Raw genomic sequence first — 17,157 nt, forward strand, 5'->3', positions numbered from 1 at the left:
GTTACGATTTAGAAAATCGTCGAAAGCCATCGCTATACTTTCACCTGAAGCCTTACAAGTTAAACCAGCAAAGCGACGTGAACAGCATTTTATCGTCCAATCTATTCGACACACTGGTCTATGTCATTCCAGGATTTTTAATCGGCATTTCTCTGCTGTTTCTATTCTCACCAGAATCCTTAAGTCTGGATAATGACAAGATTGGCCTTGGAATGCTGACCCTTTTTTTGTTCTGTCCTACGTGTTGGGCATCATCGTTCATCGGCTCTCAGGAGCGGTCATCTATCCACTGTGCTACCTGTTCGGAGAGGGAGTCCTAGAGGGGATTATTAGAGACTTTCCAGATATAAAAACGGTTCGAGCGCTGATTGACAACAGCCTGGAAATTACTCCCCTGGGTGATGTTGACTACTATCGATATACATCGCTCATTGTCTATGAAAAGCTGCCTAAAACCGCCGAAATCGCTGAAAAGATGATGGCTATGAGTACGATGTCTAGGAGCCTTCTCATCTGCTTTCCCATTTTTGCCCTATCTGCAACAAAGGCGTTTACCCGAAAGTTTTCCAAGAGGATGGAACTCTCAATTTTCTTATTTTTGGGTGTTGTTTTGCTATTTATTGAGATTGTCTTGCTGAGGAGCTTTTTGTCCTATTGGTCTTCTTCTGTATGGGAAGTTTTGAGGGGATATATCGTCTATAGTAAGCTGGAGAATTAGGATAAAGCTGTCCTGAAGATTGATTCAAGTCCCAATCCGAAATTAAGCCCCAATTCATCATCAGGTTGACTCACCATGCCCCCCCAGACACCACTCCTCTCTAACCCGACGCAATGGGTGCAGATTCCCAACGGCGATTTGCAAATTGATGCTTATCTGGCGATGCCTGCGGGCGATGGGTCGTTTCCGGCGGTGGTGGTGATTCAGGAGATTTTTGGGGTGAATGAGCATATCCGCGACGTGACAGAGCGCGTTGCAGGGCTGGGCTATGTGGCGATCGCCCCTGCCATTTATCAGCGACTTGCGCCGGGGTTCGAGGCGGGCTACACGCCAGAAGACGTGAAGCAGGGACGGGTTTACAAAGAGCAGACGAGGCGAGAAGACCTGTTGAGTGATATCCAGGCGGCGATCGCCTTTTTGCACACGCTGCCCCAGGTCAAGCCCGGCGGTGTTGGCTGCATCGGCTTTTGCTTTGGCGGGCATGTGGCGTATCTGGCGGCGACGCTGCCAGAAGTCGTGGCGACTGCATCTTTCTACGGGGCGGGCATCACCACCTGGTGTCCCGGCAACGGCATTCCCACCGTCAGCTACACGCCGGATATCAACGGCACGATCTATCTATTCTTTGGCAAAGAGGATGCCAGCATTCCCCAAGAGCAGGTAGATCAAATCGAATCGACCCTCCAGGAAAACTACATCGCGCATCGCGTCTTTCGCTACGACGGTGCGGGGCACGGCTTCTTCTGCGATCGCCGGCCCGACTATCGGCCCGAAGCGGCTGCTGATGCCTGGGAAAAAGTCCAGCAGCTTTTTCAACAGCTTCAGACCGACAGCGACACCGACAGCGACACCGACAGCGACACCGACAGCGACACCGACAGCGAGTTGTAGGCTGCGATTCCGAACCGCTACTCTGGATCGAGTCATCGGAAACGCCAGCGCTTCTGCTGCTAAAGGCTGAAGTTGGCGGCTGCTTCTCCGGGCATGACCAGCGGCAGCGTTTCAATAAACTCCACCAAATCGTTCATCTGGCTGTAGGGACGACCAATAAAGTATCGACTTTCGACCCAGTACAGAAGGCGATTGTCCATCATGCTGATGCGGAGGGTGCAGCCCCGGTCTTCCGCGAGGCGAAACACGTCTGCAATATTCACGGTACTACCAATCATGTGAGTCTTGACTCCATCTAGGCTTGGACTAAGTTTGGATGAACCTACGGCTGAGGGGATATGCGGACGACTCAGCGTTCCATGTCAGTGAAATTTGGCAACTGTTGCGCGGTCTTAAAACAAAAAAGGTTCTTTGGATTTTGCATGTCCGTGGTTTTGCGGCGGGCGTTCCGAGAACCTGAGCAGAGACATTCCTGAATGATCCTATTTTTTATATTTTTTTAATCTTTAGGACTCCGTAGTTTCAACGATTTTTTCTTTGCAGACAAGCTTTTCTCCGTGGAATACGCAGGTATCAGTATTTGGAGTGAAGGATTTTAATCAGTCGCTACGCAATTACGACGAATTTCTGGGGTTTTGGATTATTTTCTATCAACTTCCATAGACTGAATTCACTAGAAATCATTGAACCTTGCCGAGCCTGAATGGCGTGAGGGACTGCTAAAGTGGCGACCTGAAGTTGCGATTTGAGACTAGTATCTAGGTATTACTCAGTTCAATCCCCGCAGGTTCGCTATGACGCTCAAGCCTTCCCAGATTTTGCAACTGCTGGATGCTCGACGGGAGCAATTTACCGCGTTTGATCAGTCGGCAGTGCAGCGATTGCAGAGCTACCGGGCGGCGCTGCGCCAGTTTTCTCAGCTTTCCGACGAGGGGCGATCGCACTTGCTGGCTCAATATCCGGGCGATGACTTGGGCGCACGACCGATCGAGAGCCTGGCCCATGCGCCGCAGTGCGTGTTGCCCTGCCAACTCCAGTGGGACAACCGAGAACAGAGCTTGGCCTGGGCCCGCGATCGCCTGCTGAATGTCACCACCTTTGCCGTTGATGGGTCGCAGATTTACCCCGGCAAAGACCTGTCGATTCCTGTGGCGCTGGTGCAAATTGGCTGGTATGAAAATCACCACAGTCCCAGCGGAGCCTACGAAAAGGACGTGGCGGTAGACCTAATGACCCCGCAGGATTTGCGCGAGGGCGGCAAGGGCGAGCCAGTGGATCGGCGGGTGAATATGCGTCGATTTCAGCTTGAAACGCAGCGGCTAACGGAGTATATCCAGGGCCGAAAAGAGCAACTACAGAACCTCTCCGAGAAAACGCTGGTGTTTCTGGACGGGTCGATGGTGACCAGCTTTGCAGAACCGTTTGACGAGGCAAACCAGCAGTTTTATGTAGACTGCCTGCTGCCGCTGCTGCACGCCAGCGAAGCCCAGCGAGTGCCCTTGGTGGCCTATATCGACACGTCCTATGCCGATGACCTGGTGCGGATGCTGCGGCTGTTGTATGACCTGGAGCCAGCCGACGCGATTCACGACGCGCAGATTTTGAACGCGCTGATGCGCTGGGGCGATCGCACGCCGCTGTTTCTCTGCGAGCGGCCGGGCATTTTAAGCCGCTATGGCCACCATCGCCGCCGAATTGCCTTTACGTATTTGAAAACCACCCGCGACACCTATCCGGCTCGGCTGGAACTTCCGCTGTGGGTGGTGGAGGCGGGCCTGGCGGACACTGTGATTGACCGGGTGCGGGCGGAGGTGATTGCGGGCGGCGGCTATCCCTACGCCATCGAAACGGCGGATCAGACTGCGGTGCTGCAAGTGGGCGATCGCCAGTTGTTCTTTCGCCTTTTGCAAGAATGGGCCGACAAGCAGGGGCTAGACCTGCGCTTTTCTCGCAAGATGGTGAGCAAGTCCCGGCGGCGCTAGCCCCACCAGACCGCAGCCTATTTAGGACAGGAGTTACGCACTTGCGACAAGTTTTCCAAGTTCTGAAGGATTTCTCGCGGACGCAGCCTGCGAGAAATCGCTCAACTGCGTAAGTCCTATCGGACATTCAGGATCAATAAAATTTTCTAGAGATTATCCCTAAACGGCCCGCAATAGGGGTATCTATGAGGTCGGGACTCTCCAGCGTACATACTGGCGGAGAGCCACCGTGAGGAGAGCCATTCATGCAGAAGATTGGGCAGACCATTGCCGCTGCTGGCGTTTGGGTGCTGCTGGGGTTCCGGTGGGGCGGCTTGTCAGGTGGGGCGATCGCCCTGGCCCAAGCGGTTCCGCCCCAGGTTGCGCCAACCCAGCCAGAGCGCGATTCGCGAAGCGATCCCTACAGGAATCGCCTGCCCGCGCCGACCCTACCAGCCGTTCCCCTGTCGCCCGAAGAGCAGGCCCCCATCCTGTCGCCTCCCGATGGATTTCCCCAACCGCTGCCGACGGATGAAGCAGTGCAAATCCCCATTCGGCAAATTGAGGTGCTGGGCAGCACGGTGTTTACCGAAGCGGACTTTGCGCCAATTGTGCAGCCCTACGAAGGGCGATCGCTCACCCTGGCCGATCTGCGCGAGGTTGCCGACCAGTTGACCCAGCTTTATCTCGACCAGGGCTACCTGACCTCGCGGGCCATTCTGGGCGACCAGCTTGTGGCCGATGGCGTGGTGCAATACCGCATTGTGGAGGGCAGCCTGGAGCGCATTGAGGTCGAAGGAGCCAATCGTCTCCATCCGGACTATGTGCGGAGCCGCATCTTGCTGGGGGCAACCACGCCGCTGAATCAGGCGCGACTGGAAGACCAACTGCGGCTTCTGCGGCTAAATCCGCTGTTTGAAACCGTTGAGGCCAGCCTGCGGGCGGGCGGCGGGCTAGGTCAGAGTATTCTGGTGGTGCGCGTGGCGGAGGCACGTCCGGTCAGCGGCTTTGTCAGCGTAGACAACTATTCGCCCCCTGGCGTTGGCTCCGAGCGGCTGGGCATGGAGCTGGTGGCCCGCAACCTGACGGGCTGGGGCGACGAGCTTTCGGGAACCTACTACCGCAGCACCACGGGCGGATCGAGCAGCTTCGACTTTGCCTATCGCCTGTCGCTCAACCCGATGGACGGCACGGTGCAACTGCGCTACGCCCCCAGCGAATATCGCATCACTGACCCGGAATTTGTAGACCTCGACCTCAGCGGCAGTGCCGATGAATATGAACTCAGTTTTCGCCAGCCCTTGTTCAAAACGCCCCGCGAAGAATTAGCCCTGTCGCTGAGTCTGCTGCACCGGGATGGCAGCTCGTTTTTTAGCGACAATCGCTTTTTTGACAATTTCTTGCTCAAGAGCGAATCCACCAGCCTGATTGCCTTTGGGCAGGATTTTGTGCGGCGGGATGCGGCGGGGGCCTGGGCGCTGCAATCGACGCTGAATGTGGGCGTGGGGCTACTGGATGCGGATGTGGGGGGCGATCGCGACAGTTTGTTTGTCTATTGGCTGGGACGGGCGCAGCGGGTGCAGATTTTGCAGCCAGGGAACGTGCTGATCGTGCAGGCGGATGTGCAGCTTTCGGGCGATCGCCTCCCGGCCTCACAACAGTTGGCGATTGGCGGCGGACAATCCCTGCGGGGCTATCGGCAAAATGCGCTGCTGGGGGACAGCGGCTTTCGCGTCTCGGTGGAAGATCGCATCACGCTGGGGCGCAACGAAGCAGGCGAATCGGTGTTTCAGGTTGCGCCGTTTGTGGATGCGGGAACCGTTTGGGTGAATGGCGACGGCGACGACAGCCCGTTTCTCATCGGGGTAGGCGTGGGGCTGCTGTGGGAAGCGCTGCCCCGGCTCAACCTGCGGCTAGACTTCGCCATTCCCATCACCGAGTTTGACGGCGCAGGCAAAAACGCCCAGGATCGCGGCTTCTATTTTTCCGTAGACTATCGGTTCTAATGGGTGGTTTGAATGAGTCTGCTGCGCGTTCACGAAGGAGCTTGCAGAGAATCACGCCCTTAATGTTTCCGAAGAGTCATTATGAGAAATGAGAATAGGTATGGGAGATGGGCTGGTTTCCGTGTCCTACTCTTCCGATACTTCCACCAAATCTTCGATCGGAATTTCAAAAGCGCGGGCAAGTTTCAGAAGCGCAGTGTAGTCGATCGTTGAAAGGCTAGGAGCAGAGGCATAATTTGTGACCGTGCTATAGGGAATTCCGGTTCTATGCGAAACTTCTTTCAGCGTCCACTGCTTCTCAGACGCTAACTCTCGGATTTTTAGCCTGATCCGCCCCATCCGCTTGGCAGAAACTACGATCGTAGTTTTGAATAGTCTGAACATCAAAAAGCGATCGCACTCAAGTTTTCGAGGCTAGAAGTGCGAACGCTGTACCTTATTACAGGTGACACTAGGATAACCCCAAAGTCCGTGCCCGATTTACTGCGGGTACTCGTTCCGATTGCGCCCGATCAGCAACCCGTCCGCATCTTGCTCTGTGGCGTGTTGCCAGGAGTGAATCACATCATTCATCAGCTCCATGTCCGCCGCTTTGCCGAAGCGGGCGAGTGGTCGCCGCCGCTGCCCTCGTCAGTGCAGGGTGAAGTCATTCGCATTTTGGTGCGCTATTGGCGGAGCGCAGACTGATGCATTTCCCTGCCCCTCTGTCTCTTTCAGCAAAGGCGAGGGGCGAGGCCAGGTGGCGATCGCCCTTACTGACTCACCGGAATCTGACTCACCGGAATCTGAATCATAAACTCAGTGCCCTGGCCCACTTCTGAGCAGCAGCGCAGCATACCCTGATGCCGCTCTGTGATGATTTGGTAGCTAATCGAGAGGCCCATGCCCGTCCCCTTGCCGACGGGTTTGGTGGTAAAGAACGGATCGAATAGGCGCTGTTGGACGGCAGCAGACATGCCGATGCCGTTGTCGGCAATGCGAATCGAAATCGAACTGGGGCTAACCTGCTCGGTCTGGATCGTGATCATCGGCCCACTGGGAGAGTCTATGGGGCGATCGCCCAGATTGGGCAGCATATTTGGGTTCCAGCGGCCGAGCGCGTAGGAATCCTCCAGCGCGTCGATGGCATTCGCCAGAATGTTCATAAACACCTGATTCAGTTGGCCGGCGTAGCATTCCACCAAAGGTAAACTGCCATAGTGCTTATTGACCTGAATTTCTGGGCGATCGCCCTTGGCCTTCAGGCGATTTTGCAAAATCATCAGCGTGCTATCGATGCCTTCGTGAATATCCACCGCCTTGCACTCTGCCTCGTCCATGCGGGAAAACGTCCGCAGCGAAGCCACAATCTTCTGAATCCGCTCGGCCCCCACCCGCATCGACGATAGCAGCTTGGGCAAATCTGCGAGTAAGAAATCTAAATCGACGTGCTGAATCTCTTGCTGAACCGCAGGCACCGGGTTGGGATAGTGCTGCTGATAGAGCCGAACCAAGTTCAGCAAATCCTGTGTATAGGCGTTGGCATGGGCCAGGTTGCCGTAGATAAAATTCACGGGGTTATTAATCTCATGGGCCACGCCTGCCACCAGTTGCCCCAGGGAAGACATTTTTTCGCTCTGCACCAGTTGCGATTGGGTCCGCTGTAGCTCTTTCAGCGCTGCTTCTAGCTCCTGGGTTCGCTGTCTCAGTTGGGCTTCCGACTGGCGCAGCGCCGCTTCTGACTTCCGCCGCTCCGTAATGTCGTGCATCGCCACCACCGCGCCAATTTTTTGCCCTGCCGCGTCAAACAGCGGATCGCCGCTGGCTAGAATGTAGCGGGTTTCCTGACCCTGAGCGGCGATCGCCATGCCCGCCTGCCGCACCGACTCGCCCTGAAACGCCCGCAGCAGCGGAATCCGTTCGGTCGCCAGCGGCGTAATGCCATCTGCTTCGTACAGGTCATACAGCGTCGCCCACAGTTCTGGCGGCACCTCACGCGGGTCGCAGCCATGCCACTCGCGGGCCGCCCGGTTAAACAACTTCAGCCGCCCCTCTGCATCGCAGGCCACCACGCCATCCGACACATTTTCCACGACTACCTGAGTAAATTCCTGCTCTCGCTGAAGTTGCAGCACCGTCGCCTGAAGTTCCAGTGTGCGTTCCTTGACGACTGATTCCAGCGCGGCTTTTGCCTTCCGCAACTGCACCTCAGACTGTTTGCGATCGCGGATATCCACAATCGTAGAGCGGCTCATCACGTAGTTGCCGTCTGCGTCGTAGATTGCAGTGCTATTCAACAGCACAGGTAAGATAGAGCCATCGGCACACACCAGGTCAAATTCCACATCTTTCGCTTCGCCCCGCTGCTTAAACTCCTCAAACCCCGCCTGAAACTGGGCAATCCCCTCTGGCGTTAGCAACTGAGTGACATGCATCTTACCCACAACCTGCTCGCGGCGATAGCCCAGCCACGCCAGTTCTGTGTCGTTGATCTGGATAATCATGCCGTCCGGATCGATCGAGTGATAGCCGCAGGGCGCTTGATTGTACAAATCGGCAATTTCATTGGCGTATTGCTGGAGGGACGCTTCGACCTGCCGATGGCGTGCTTCCGCCTGCCTGAGTTGCTCAACCTCCTGGATGAGGGCACGATTGGCTTGCGTCAGGTGTTGCAGCTTCTGCTCTAGCTCTTGATTCCGCTGCTGCAAGGTTTCCCACTCCGAGGCTGGATAAATTTGTTCAGGCATATTTACCGGTAGATTCACGATCGATGCTAACCAGAACAGGACTCACGCACTGCGATAAGTTTTCTGGGTTTTGGACGATTTCTCGCGGGCGCAGCTCGTGAGAAATCGTCCAACTGCGTAAGCCCTACAGAACTTGAAATTGGCTTTTATGACTGGTTTAAAAATTCCCTATTCGAGGGAATTCTGAACACTGAGGACAGCCCCAGAGTTGCAATTTATACAATCTAAATTTCTCTATACGCTCTCTATAAGCGTCCTTTACTCAAGTGGCGTTGTCCCAGCACAGTCAGAGATTCTCATTCGCCGCTGCTGGGTCGGCAGTGAATCCGTCCATCGCGCTAGGAGAGGCGGCTAACCCAAGTTGCCTTGCTAGAATGACCGTAACATGACCGTAAGATGCGTAAAATGAACGCAAATTGCGAAGAACCGTAAATTTCAGAGACAGCCTAACCTCTCCAGCATGACGGCGGAACGACTCATCAAAATTCCTCCTTTAGAGAGCGGCGATCGCCTGACCCGTGATGAGTTCGAGCGGCGCTATCGGGCCATGCCCAACCTCAAAAAAGCTGAACTGATTGAAGGAGTGGTTTACGTAGCATCCCCACTGCGTGCCGAAGCTCACGGCAAGCCGCACGGTGACATCATGGGCTGGCTGTGGACGTATAAAGCCGCTACTCCGGGCATTGAGCTTTACGATAATCCTACGGTGCGCCTAGATGCAGACATGAACCCCAGCCTGATGCGGTATTGCGGCTCAAGGAAGGGGGAGGCTCCTGGATTAATGAAGAGGACTATATCGAAGGTTCCCCGGAGTTAGTTGTTGAAGTTGCCGCCAGTAGCGCATCCTACGACTTACACGACAAGCTTCGAGTCTATCGCCGCAATGGGATTCGAGAGTACGTGGTCTGGCGTACCTACAGTCAGCAGATTGATTGGTTCTGCCTGGAGGCTGGAGAATATCAATCACTCGCCGCGAATGCGTCGGGTATTCTGTGCAGTCGGGAGTTTCCAGGCCTATGGTTAGCCAGCGAAGCCCTGATCTCTGGCGATCTCAGCCTGGTGCTTCAGGTTCTTCAAGCTGGCATTGGCAGCCCAGAACACCAGGCCTTTTTGAGTGCGCTTCGTTAACACTCAGAACTGACGCAATTGGCGGATGGTTTGCGGGCTGCCTTTGCAGGCGAGTTTAGCTGCTAGGCAGGTTGACAATCGCCATTGAGACGGCGCGATATTGGCGGGCGATCGCCTCTGGAGTCACGCCCAGCGTCGGCTGGCCGAAGGCGTAGGGGGCATAGGGCCGCGTTTCGTGCAGCAGGATGAGCAAATCGTTTGGGTCGAGGATATAGGACAGGCTGCGAACGATGTCGCCGTGCAGCGGATAGACCGAATCCTTCAGTTCGCTTTTGAGGGAATCGAGTTGATTGGTGGCGATCGCCTCGTCCGACATCGCCAGTCCCAGCACAAAGGTCGCCTTTAGCCCCGTCGCCAGCCCCTTCACCAGCGCCAGCGCTTCGGCAAACTGCGGCGAGGCCAGGTCTTCTGCCGTTACCACCAGCAGCACCCGCTTTACCGTGTTCATCGGCTGCATCAGCCGCGTCACCAAGACGGGAATGCCCGCCCGCCGCACCACGTTGTCGATCACGCTGCCAAACAGGTGGTCGCGGTAGGTGGAAAAGCCCTTCCAGCCGCAGACGATCAGGTTTGCCTCCCGCTCCTGCGCCGTCCGCAAAATGCCCCGGTCGATGGAGTCGTCAATCCGTCCAATCGGTTCCACTTCTGCGGCGGCGGCGTTGGCCAGGGTTTCGGCCGCGCCCAATAGCATGGCTTGCTGGCTGCGATCTGCCGCGGTCAGCCAGTCTTGCGAGTCGGGCAGCACATGCAGCGGCAGCAGCGTCCCCTCCGTCGAGCAGACCAAAATCAGCGCCAGTTGCAGCAGGTTTGCTTCGGTATCGGGATTTGCCACGGGCACTAGCACCCGCAGCGGCACGGTTTTAAGTTCTTTTTGCGAATCGGCAACCAGCGTCGAGGCGGGTTCGGTGGCGGTGTCGGAGGCAAGGGGAATGCGATCGCCCCAGCGCGAGGTAATCCACGGCGACGCGATGCAGGTCACCAAAATCATCATAATCGTGCCATTCACGGTCGGCTGATCCACAAGTTCGATATTGTAGGCAACAGTGATCGCCGCCAGGGTGGAAGCCGCCTGCGCCACCGATAGCCCAAACATGACCATCTTGCTGGGGTTGCTGAGGCGAAACCACTTGCTCGTCATCCAGGCGGGCAGATACTTCGCCACAATTGCCACGCCCACCATCACCGCCGCCACCGCAATCGACTTGGGTTCCTGAAGCAGGATCAGCGGGTTCACCAGCATCCCCACCGAAATCAGAAAAAATGGCACAAATAGGCTGTTGCCGATGAACTGAATCCGATTCATCAGCGGGCTGAACTGGGGGATCAGGGGGGCGATCGCCACGCCCGCCAAAAACGCGCCAATAATCGGCTCAATCTCGATCAGCCGCGCCACGTAGGACACCAAAAACAGCGCCGCCACCACAAAGGTAAATTCGGCCCCTTCGTCGTGTCCAAACCGCTGAAAAAACCAGCGCCCGATACGCGGCACTCCCCACAGGGTTGCGAAGGTGTAGATTGCCAGCGACGGAATCAGAAACAGCCAAAAGCTTAGCGTCAAATCGCCCTGGTGCGCCTTCACCACCACCGCCAGCACCAGCAACGCCAGCACGTTGGTAATCAGCGTGCCGCCCAGCGTAATGGTGACCGTCTGCGTCCGCATGATGCCCAGCTTGCTGGCAATGGGCAGAGACAGCAGCGTGTGCGACGCAAAGCACGATGCAACCAGGATCGCCGCCAAAAACGAGTAGCCCAACAGCAGCATCGCCACTGTGCCTATTAGCATGGGAATCAGAAACGTGGCCAGTCCGAAGGAAATTGCGCCCCCCGCATTGGTTTTCAAATCATCCAGGCTGGTTTCCAGCCCCGCCATAAACATGAGAAACAGCAGCCCCACCGTGCCCAGCAGGACAATCGTGCTGTCGCGTTCCAAAATGTTCAGCCCGTAGGGCCCCACAATCAGCCCTGCCAAAATCAGCCCCACAATCCCCGGCAGCCGAATCCGCTCAAACACCAGCGGCGACACCAGCATGATGGCGATGATCACCAAAAACACCGCCACCGGGTCGGTAATCGGCCGGAAAATGAACGCCACGAGGGCAGGTTGAAGAACCACAGGCAACCCTTGGATGTGCAAACGTGTCAGCATCATCCTAATCTGCCTGTTGGAATTCTTCACCCTGCTCTCAGGAGGAAATTCCTCCCGTTAGCCAGAGCGCCAGCACGATGCCCAGTTCTACGCACAGAAACCCCGCCAGCGGGCTGCCCAGCCAAAAGAGCAGCGCTGGGGCGATCGCCCGCCGCCGAAACAGGGAATACACATCCAGCGCGTAGGTGGAAAAGGTCGTATAGGAGCCGAAAAACCCAACCATCAACAGGTGATCTGGATTGGGCAGCGCAAAGCGAATGCGAAACAGCCCCGCTGCCATGCCCATCAGCAGCGACCCAGACAGGTTCACCAGCAGCGTCCCCACCGGAAAGTCCAGCCCAAACCGCCGGGTGCAAAACCGGGTGACGTAGTAGCGGCTTAGGGCCCCTAGCACTGCGCCCAGGGAAATCAGCAGCACGGTTAGCGGCAGCGAATCTGATCCAGCAGACATGATGAGGGAGGGGTAGTTTGGATCAATCTAGGGTGATGGGTGGGGCGATCGCCCTAGCAACCCACACCCCCAGCAGCAGGCTGCCAAACCCCAGCAAGGTACTCGCGCCCCAATACAGCCCATCGGCTGCCAGTTCTCGCTGATAGGCCAGCCGTGCCAAGTCTAGCTCGTAGCTGGAAAAGGTGGTGTAAGAGCCGAGAAACCCGGTCGTCAGCATGAGCTGGAGTTCGGGCGCATGACCCAGCACCCGCTGGCCAAACAGCGTCGCCAATAGCCCCATGCCAAAACAGCCCGTCAGGTTTATCAGCAGCGTGCCGATGGGCAAGTCAGAGCCGACCCAGTGGGAAATCCAACTGCTGAGGAAATGGCGGCTGAGGGCACCGAGGATAGCACCCAGAGCGATCGCCATTGGGGTTCGGAAGGCAAGATTTTGCGGCATAGGTCTAGAAAACAAGAGGGGCGATCGCCCCAGCACAGGGTGCTGGATCGAGGCTGCTTGATCAAAAGCAACCAGGAAGCATCATAGATCTTTTACGCGATGTGCAACCGCGATGTGCAACCGCGATGTGCAACCGCGATGTGCAACCGCGATGTGCAACTTTGAATCTGCCCTCATCCCCCACCCCCTTCTCCCAAGTCGGGAGAAGGGGAGCAACAGTGGCTTAAAGTCCCTCTCCCGCTCTGGAAGAGGGCTTAAGCCTTCGGCATCCCAGAAAAGGTTGCGGGGGATCAGCAAAGTTGCACATTGCGTCAGAGTAAATCCTTGCTGCTGACTTTGCTGCCCGATTTGCTGTTGGGGAGGGGGCGATCGCCGTTTGAGTCTACTGGCTTTGCGACTGGCTCCTCGTCTGGATCTCCCAGATTAAACAAAAAGGGCACACTCCCGGCATCCTTGCCCATCACCAGCACGCGAGGCATCTGAGCGCCTCCCTCGCGCCACGCCTCGATCGCCTCCTTTTGCAGCACCAGTTGCCCTCCTGCGCTTTTCAGCGTTTCTGCCAATAGCCGCTGGGCCTCTGCCTTGCCCTTGGCGCGGTTGATTTCTGCCTGGGCCTCTTGCTGTGCCTGTTGGGCAATGTAAACCGCCCGCTGGGCCTGCTGTTCGGCAATTTGCTTGTCTTCCACAGCATGGGCAAATTCATCGGAAAACTTCACATCCACCACGCTGGTATCCAGCAGCACAATGCCATATTTCTCTAGGCGCTGGCTGAGGGCGATGTCAAAATCCTGCCTCAACTCCTCTCGCTGGGTAATGGACTCTTCGGCTGTGCGGCGGGCAGCAGCGATTTTGAAGGCTTCCTGGGTTTGGGGCGCGATCACCTTGGTCACAATGTTGGCCAGCGTGCCCTGCTTGCGGCGAATCTCTACAATTCGCATGGGGTCAAGCCGGAAGTTAATCGCAAAACTGGCGGAAAGATACTGCAAATCCTTGGTGGAACTTTGGGCAGGCACCTCAAACTTTTGCACTGTGACATCGTAAATATCCACCTGAGACACGAACGGCGGCTTTAGGTGAATGCCCTCCAGCAGCGTGCCGTCTTGGGCCTTGCCGAGAATGCTCAGCACGCCGGCCTGACCGGGATTAATCACCACGAAGGAATTGAATGCCAAAAAGAGGGCGATCGCCCCTATAATCAGCAGTCCCCGAAACGCATTGTCTGTGATTGATTTCATGGGTTCCTAGACGCTCCAAAACGCTCTTATACTCTGCTTCCAATATGCGCCAGACAGATTCCAGATCTCGCAGAGGTCAAAGGTGGCGAGCCAAGACAAGTGACAGAGTGTTCTAATAGCACCCTACTTAAATCGCCTTGCATCCAGAGCAAAGGACAGCTAGCTAAGTTTGGGTACTCTGGAAGAGATGCAGCAAACCTTCCGAGAAGGCTAGTCCTGCATCCTCCATCATTCCCTCTTCCAAAACTCCCATCACTCTCCATGCCCACCCCCGAAGAAGCCCTCAAATTCTACTTCGGCTATGATGCCTTTCGCCCCGGACAGCGGGCGATCGTCGAAGCGGCGATCGCCCAGCGGGATCAGCTAGTGATCATGCCCACGGGCGGCGGCAAGTCGATTTGCTACCAGCTTCCGGCGCTGCTGATGGACGGAGTGACGATCGTCGTGTCGCCGCTGATTGCGTTGATGCAGGATCAGGTGCAGGCATTGCAGGACAACGGCATTGGGGCGGCGTTTTTGAATAGCAGCCTGGGGCCGACGGAGCTGCGATCGACGGAACAGGCCGTGCTGGCGGGCCAGATCAAGCTGCTGTATGTCGCGCCAGAGCGACTAATGGGCGATCGCTTTTTGCCGTTTTTGGAACGCATCGATGCTGAAGTAGGCATTGCCGCCTTTGCCATCGACGAAGCCCACTGCCTGTCGGAGTGGGGGCATGACTTTCGTCCCGAATATCGCCAGCTCAAAACCCTGCGCCAGCGCTATCCCGCCGTGCCCATGACAGCGCTGACGGCCACCGCCACCCACCGCGTCCAGGAAGATATCGTTGCTCAGCTTGCCCTGCGCGACCCGCGCATCCACGTCGCCAGTTTCAACCGCACGAACCTGTATTACGAAGTGCGTCCCAAGCAGCGCGATGTGTATCGCCACCTGCTGCAACTAATTCGCCAAACCCCCGGCGCTGGCATTGTCTATTGCCTCAGCCGCAAAAAAGTAGACGAACTCGCCTTCCGACTCCAGCAAGACGGCATTGAGGCGCTGCCCTATCACGCCGGACTAGAGGACGAAACCCGCGCTGCGAATCAAACGCGCTTTATTCGCGACGACGTGCGCGTGATGGTGGCAACGGTCGCCTTTGGCATGGGCATCAACAAGCCCGACGTGCGGTTTGTGATTCACTATGACCTGCCGCGCAGCCTGGAAAACTATTACCAGGAGGCAGGGCGGGCCGGGCGCGATGGCGATCCGGCAAAATGCACGCTGTTCTTCAGCTATGGCGATTTGAACACGGTCGAGTTTCTGATTGCCCAGAAGGTCGATCCAACGACCGGAGCGCCGCTAGAAGACGAGCAGCGCATCGCCCGCCAGCAGTTGCGCCGCGTGGTGGACTATGCCGAAGGGACAGAGTGTCGCCGCAAGATTCAGCTAGCCTACTTTGGCGAAAGCTTTGCGGGGCAGTGCGGCAACTGCGACAACTGCCTGCACCCGCGCCCGGTGGAAGATTGGACAATCGACGCGCAAAAGTTGCTGTCCTGTATTGCCCGCTGCAAAGAGCGCTTTGGCATGAATCACTTGATCGACGTGCTGCGCGGCGCTCGCAGCCAAAAAGTGCTGCAACATGGGCACGACCAGCTTTCCACCTACGGCATTGGCAAAGACCGCAGCGCCGAAGCCTGGAAACATCTGGGGCGATCGCTCTTGCACCAAGGCTTGATGGACGAAACCACCGATGGCTATTCCATCCCCAAGCTGAATGCCCAAAGTTGGGAGGTGATGCGGGGTCAGCGGACGGTGATGATTGCCCTGCCTGCGCGATCGCTCGATGAACCTGCCCCCGTGGGCGATCGCTTCTTGAAACAAACCGGGCCCAAAGCCGACAGCCTGTTTGAGCGCCTGCGCCAGTTGCGAAAGCGCCTCGCCGACGCGCAAAACGTTCCGCCCTACGTGGTCTTTTCTGATGTCAGCCTGCGGCAAATGGCGGAGAAACAGCCGCACACGCTGCGTGAGTTTGCGCGGATCTCTGGCGTGGGCAGCCGCAAGCTAAAGCAATACGGTGAAACGTTCGTCACCGAAATCCGCGACTTTTGCACAGAGAATGACATTCCCCTGCGATCGCCCAGTCTAGGAACCATCCCCAGCAATTCCGATGACGATTCGTTTGATCCTACACTCGCCTATGCCAAACCACCGCGCGATCGTAGTGAATCTCGTTCGGCGCTGCGTCTTAAATCTGTGTCTCGCACTGTGTTCTATACGCTAGAACTTCATCAGCAGGGCTTGTCGCCCGCAGAGATTGCCGAAAAGCGCGGCTGCGGCATCCACACGATTTACAACCACCTGGATAAGTTATTAGAAGCGGGGCAGGCGGTGGATTTGGGAACGCTAGTAGAGGGCGATCGCCAGGCAAAAATTGAACGGGCGATCGAAGCGGTGGGCACTGCGTCGCTCAAGGCGATCCACGAACACATCCAAAACACGCTGGACGAAACGATTGATTACGACTCTATTCGTCTCGTCCGTGCCAAATGGCGACATACCAATCGCCCAGATAGCTAGAAAACAGCGAACATTTAGCCTCTATTTAACTTTCAGAAAACTCAATATTTTCGTAGAGATCTGCAATCTGAATTTGAAAATTTAATATGCGAAGTGAAAGGTTAAATTCTGGATCGTTATATTCAGAAAAAAGCCACTGATTTTCCGCAACTTTTACATGATGCTCAACGTGGATTTTATCCTGATCAATGAGCAGGTATTCCTGAAAGCTAGAGATGGTGCGATAAGCCGCAAACTTCTCACTCCGGTCATAGCTACGGGTTGATTTGGACAACACCTCAGCAATAAAACAGGGATTCATCACTGTGTCTTTTCGCCCAGCTTGCAACTCTAGCGGCTTTGGCAACACCATCACATCAGGATACGTGTAGAGACTTGCAGCCGGAATCCAAAGCCGCTGATCGACATGAAAAACTTCATAGGGTTTGCGCTTCAATCCCAGGCTTAAAGCAATATATAGATTACCACTGATACGATTATGTTCGGGGGTTCCACCAGTCATCGGAATAATTTCTCCATCGCGATATTCGTTGCGGGTTTCCGACGCAACTTCAAGCTCCAAATATTCTTCAGCGGTATAGCGTTTTGTCTCAGCTTGAGCCATCATGACAGGCTTACCTCCAAGATTTGAAATGGTTAGTTACCGGGAGCATCTGATAGACAATACCAAATGGTACGAGAATACCAAATGGTACGAGACGGTGCGCCAGATGCGCTGAAAATCGGGTGTTGGCTGCCCCAAGTGTATTGGCTGCCCCAATGTAAGTGTATTGGCTGCCCCAAGTGTAACAGTGAGAGCGTGATCAAATGGGTACTACCCATCGGGACGCGGCAACAGGGGCCGGGGTGCGCGTGGGAGATACCCACGAAGCAGTGACCAATGCCTACGGTTCGCCTTCTCTG

General features: G+C 56.1%; 14 protein-coding genes and 1 pseudogene. 7 read left to right on the forward strand and 8 right to left on the reverse strand.

The features are described 5' to 3' along the window. Window positions 1-244 precede the first annotated feature (244 nt). Together IGS51_RS21650 and IGS51_RS21655 are read left to right on the forward strand one after the other, a co-directional pair. Entirely contained in the window at window positions 245-718 is a 474-nt protein-coding gene (locus tag IGS51_RS21650; RefSeq protein WP_297080888.1) for a hypothetical protein, read from the forward strand. Between the two features lie 75 nt (window positions 719-793). After that, a complete protein-coding gene (locus IGS51_RS21655) occupies window positions 794-1,609 on the forward strand; it encodes a dienelactone hydrolase family protein (RefSeq protein WP_297080890.1) in 816 nt (271 codons plus the stop codon). A 59-nt stretch (window positions 1,610-1,668) separates the two neighbouring features. On the opposite strand, the gene IGS51_RS21660 is transcribed toward IGS51_RS21655, so the two are convergent. After that, window positions 1,669-1,887: a hypothetical protein gene (locus tag IGS51_RS21660; RefSeq protein ID WP_068514648.1), complete on the reverse strand. Its 219-nt coding sequence runs from the start codon at window positions 1,885-1,887 to the stop codon at window positions 1,669-1,671. Window positions 1,888-2,403: 516 nt separating this feature from the next. Here IGS51_RS21660 and IGS51_RS21665 point away from each other — a divergent pair. Both IGS51_RS21665 and IGS51_RS21670 read left to right on the forward strand, forming a co-directional pair. Beyond that, window positions 2,404-3,591, forward strand: coding sequence for a DNA double-strand break repair nuclease NurA (locus IGS51_RS21665; protein WP_297080893.1), 1,188 nt, complete (start codon window positions 2,404-2,406; stop codon window positions 3,589-3,591). A gap of 245 nt (window positions 3,592-3,836) precedes the next feature. Continuing rightward, the gene (locus tag IGS51_RS21670) at window positions 3,837-5,576 is read left to right on the forward strand and encodes a ShlB/FhaC/HecB family hemolysin secretion/activation protein (protein WP_297080894.1); all 1,740 of its coding nucleotides are present in this window, start codon (window positions 3,837-3,839) and stop codon (window positions 5,574-5,576) included. A 126-nt stretch (window positions 5,577-5,702) separates the two neighbouring features. Here the strand turns inward: IGS51_RS21670 and IGS51_RS22490 are convergent, their stop codons facing one another. After that, window positions 5,703-5,915 carry a helix-turn-helix domain-containing protein gene (locus IGS51_RS22490; RefSeq protein ID WP_367279411.1) on the reverse strand — a complete coding sequence of 71 codons (213 nt, stop codon included), beginning with the start codon at window positions 5,913-5,915 and terminating at the stop codon, window positions 5,703-5,705. Window positions 5,916-6,047: 132 nt separating this feature from the next. Between IGS51_RS22490 and IGS51_RS21675 the strand changes: the two genes are divergently transcribed. Next, entirely contained in the window at window positions 6,048-6,263 is a 216-nt protein-coding gene (locus IGS51_RS21675; protein ID WP_297080896.1) for a hypothetical protein, read from the forward strand. A gap of 65 nt (window positions 6,264-6,328) precedes the next feature. On the opposite strand, the gene IGS51_RS21680 is transcribed toward IGS51_RS21675, so the two are convergent. Next, entirely contained in the window at window positions 6,329-8,302 is a 1,974-nt protein-coding gene (locus tag IGS51_RS21680; RefSeq protein ID WP_297080897.1) for a PAS domain S-box protein, read from the reverse strand. Between the two features lie 460 nt (window positions 8,303-8,762). Between IGS51_RS21680 and IGS51_RS21685 the strand changes: the two are divergent. Next, window positions 8,763-9,430: pseudogene (locus IGS51_RS21685) on the forward strand (Uma2 family endonuclease). Window positions 9,431-9,485: 55 nt separating this feature from the next. On the opposite strand, the gene IGS51_RS21690 reads toward IGS51_RS21685, so the two are convergent. From IGS51_RS21690 to IGS51_RS21705, 4 genes are all read right to left on the reverse strand, one after another. Next, complete coding sequence (locus IGS51_RS21690) at window positions 9,486-11,579, reverse strand: cation:proton antiporter (protein ID WP_367279413.1); 2,094 nt, start codon at window positions 11,577-11,579, stop codon at window positions 9,486-9,488. A 34-nt stretch (window positions 11,580-11,613) separates the two neighbouring features. Next, window positions 11,614-12,027 (reverse strand): fluoride efflux transporter CrcB, encoded by a 414-nt coding sequence (gene crcB / locus IGS51_RS21695; protein ID WP_297080902.1) that lies wholly within the window; start codon window positions 12,025-12,027, stop codon window positions 11,614-11,616. A gap of 22 nt (window positions 12,028-12,049) precedes the next feature. Next, window positions 12,050-12,466, reverse strand: coding sequence for a fluoride efflux transporter CrcB (gene crcB, locus IGS51_RS21700; protein ID WP_297080905.1), 417 nt, complete (start codon window positions 12,464-12,466; stop codon window positions 12,050-12,052). A gap of 311 nt (window positions 12,467-12,777) precedes the next feature. Further along, a complete protein-coding gene (locus IGS51_RS21705) occupies window positions 12,778-13,701 on the reverse strand; it encodes a prohibitin family protein (RefSeq protein WP_297080907.1) in 924 nt (307 codons plus the stop codon). 261 nt (window positions 13,702-13,962) lie between these two features. Here IGS51_RS21705 and recQ point away from each other — a divergent pair, with 261 nt between their 5' ends. After that, entirely contained in the window at window positions 13,963-16,254 is a 2,292-nt protein-coding gene (gene recQ / locus IGS51_RS21710) for a DNA helicase RecQ (RefSeq protein WP_297080909.1), read from the forward strand. A 25-nt stretch (window positions 16,255-16,279) separates the two neighbouring features. Here recQ and IGS51_RS21715 read toward each other — a convergent pair whose 3' ends face one another. Next, window positions 16,280-16,861, reverse strand: coding sequence for a Uma2 family endonuclease (locus tag IGS51_RS21715; RefSeq protein ID WP_297080911.1), 582 nt, complete (start codon window positions 16,859-16,861; stop codon window positions 16,280-16,282). Between the last annotated feature and the right edge of the window lie 296 nt (window positions 16,862-17,157).

It is taken from the genome of Thermoleptolyngbya sp. M55_K2018_002, from assembly GCF_015295965.1.
Taxonomy (GTDB): Bacteria; Cyanobacteriota; Cyanobacteriia; order Elainellales; family Elainellaceae; genus Thermoleptolyngbya; species Thermoleptolyngbya sichuanensis.

Excerpts from the sequence above, each read along its gene's own strand:
- IGS51_RS21655 (WP_297080890.1), top strand. The coding sequence starts at position 794 with ATGCCCCCCCAGACACCACTCCTCTCTAACCCGACGCAATGGGTGCAG.
- IGS51_RS21660 (WP_068514648.1), bottom strand. The coding sequence starts at position 1,887 with ATGATTGGTAGTACCGTGAATATTGCAGACGTGTTTCGCCTCGCGGAA.
- IGS51_RS21665 (WP_297080893.1), top strand. The coding sequence starts at position 2,404 with ATGACGCTCAAGCCTTCCCAGATTTTGCAACTGCTGGATGCTCGACGG.
- IGS51_RS21670 (WP_297080894.1), top strand. The coding sequence starts at position 3,837 with ATGCAGAAGATTGGGCAGACCATTGCCGCTGCTGGCGTTTGGGTGCTG.
- IGS51_RS22490 (WP_367279411.1), bottom strand. The coding sequence starts at position 5,915 with ATGGGGCGGATCAGGCTAAAAATCCGAGAGTTAGCGTCTGAGAAGCAG.
- IGS51_RS21680 (WP_297080897.1), bottom strand. The coding sequence starts at position 8,302 with ATGCCTGAACAAATTTATCCAGCCTCGGAGTGGGAAACCTTGCAGCAG.
- IGS51_RS21690 (WP_367279413.1), bottom strand. The coding sequence starts at position 11,579 with ATGATGCTGACACGTTTGCACATCCAAGGGTTGCCTGTGGTTCTTCAA.
- crcB (WP_297080902.1), bottom strand. The coding sequence starts at position 12,027 with ATGTCTGCTGGATCAGATTCGCTGCCGCTAACCGTGCTGCTGATTTCC.
- crcB (WP_297080905.1), bottom strand. The coding sequence starts at position 12,466 with ATGCCGCAAAATCTTGCCTTCCGAACCCCAATGGCGATCGCTCTGGGT.
- IGS51_RS21705 (WP_297080907.1), bottom strand. The coding sequence starts at position 13,701 with ATGAAATCAATCACAGACAATGCGTTTCGGGGACTGCTGATTATAGGG.
- recQ (WP_297080909.1), top strand. The coding sequence starts at position 13,963 with ATGCCCACCCCCGAAGAAGCCCTCAAATTCTACTTCGGCTATGATGCC.
- IGS51_RS21715 (WP_297080911.1), bottom strand. The coding sequence starts at position 16,861 with ATGATGGCTCAAGCTGAGACAAAACGCTATACCGCTGAAGAATATTTG.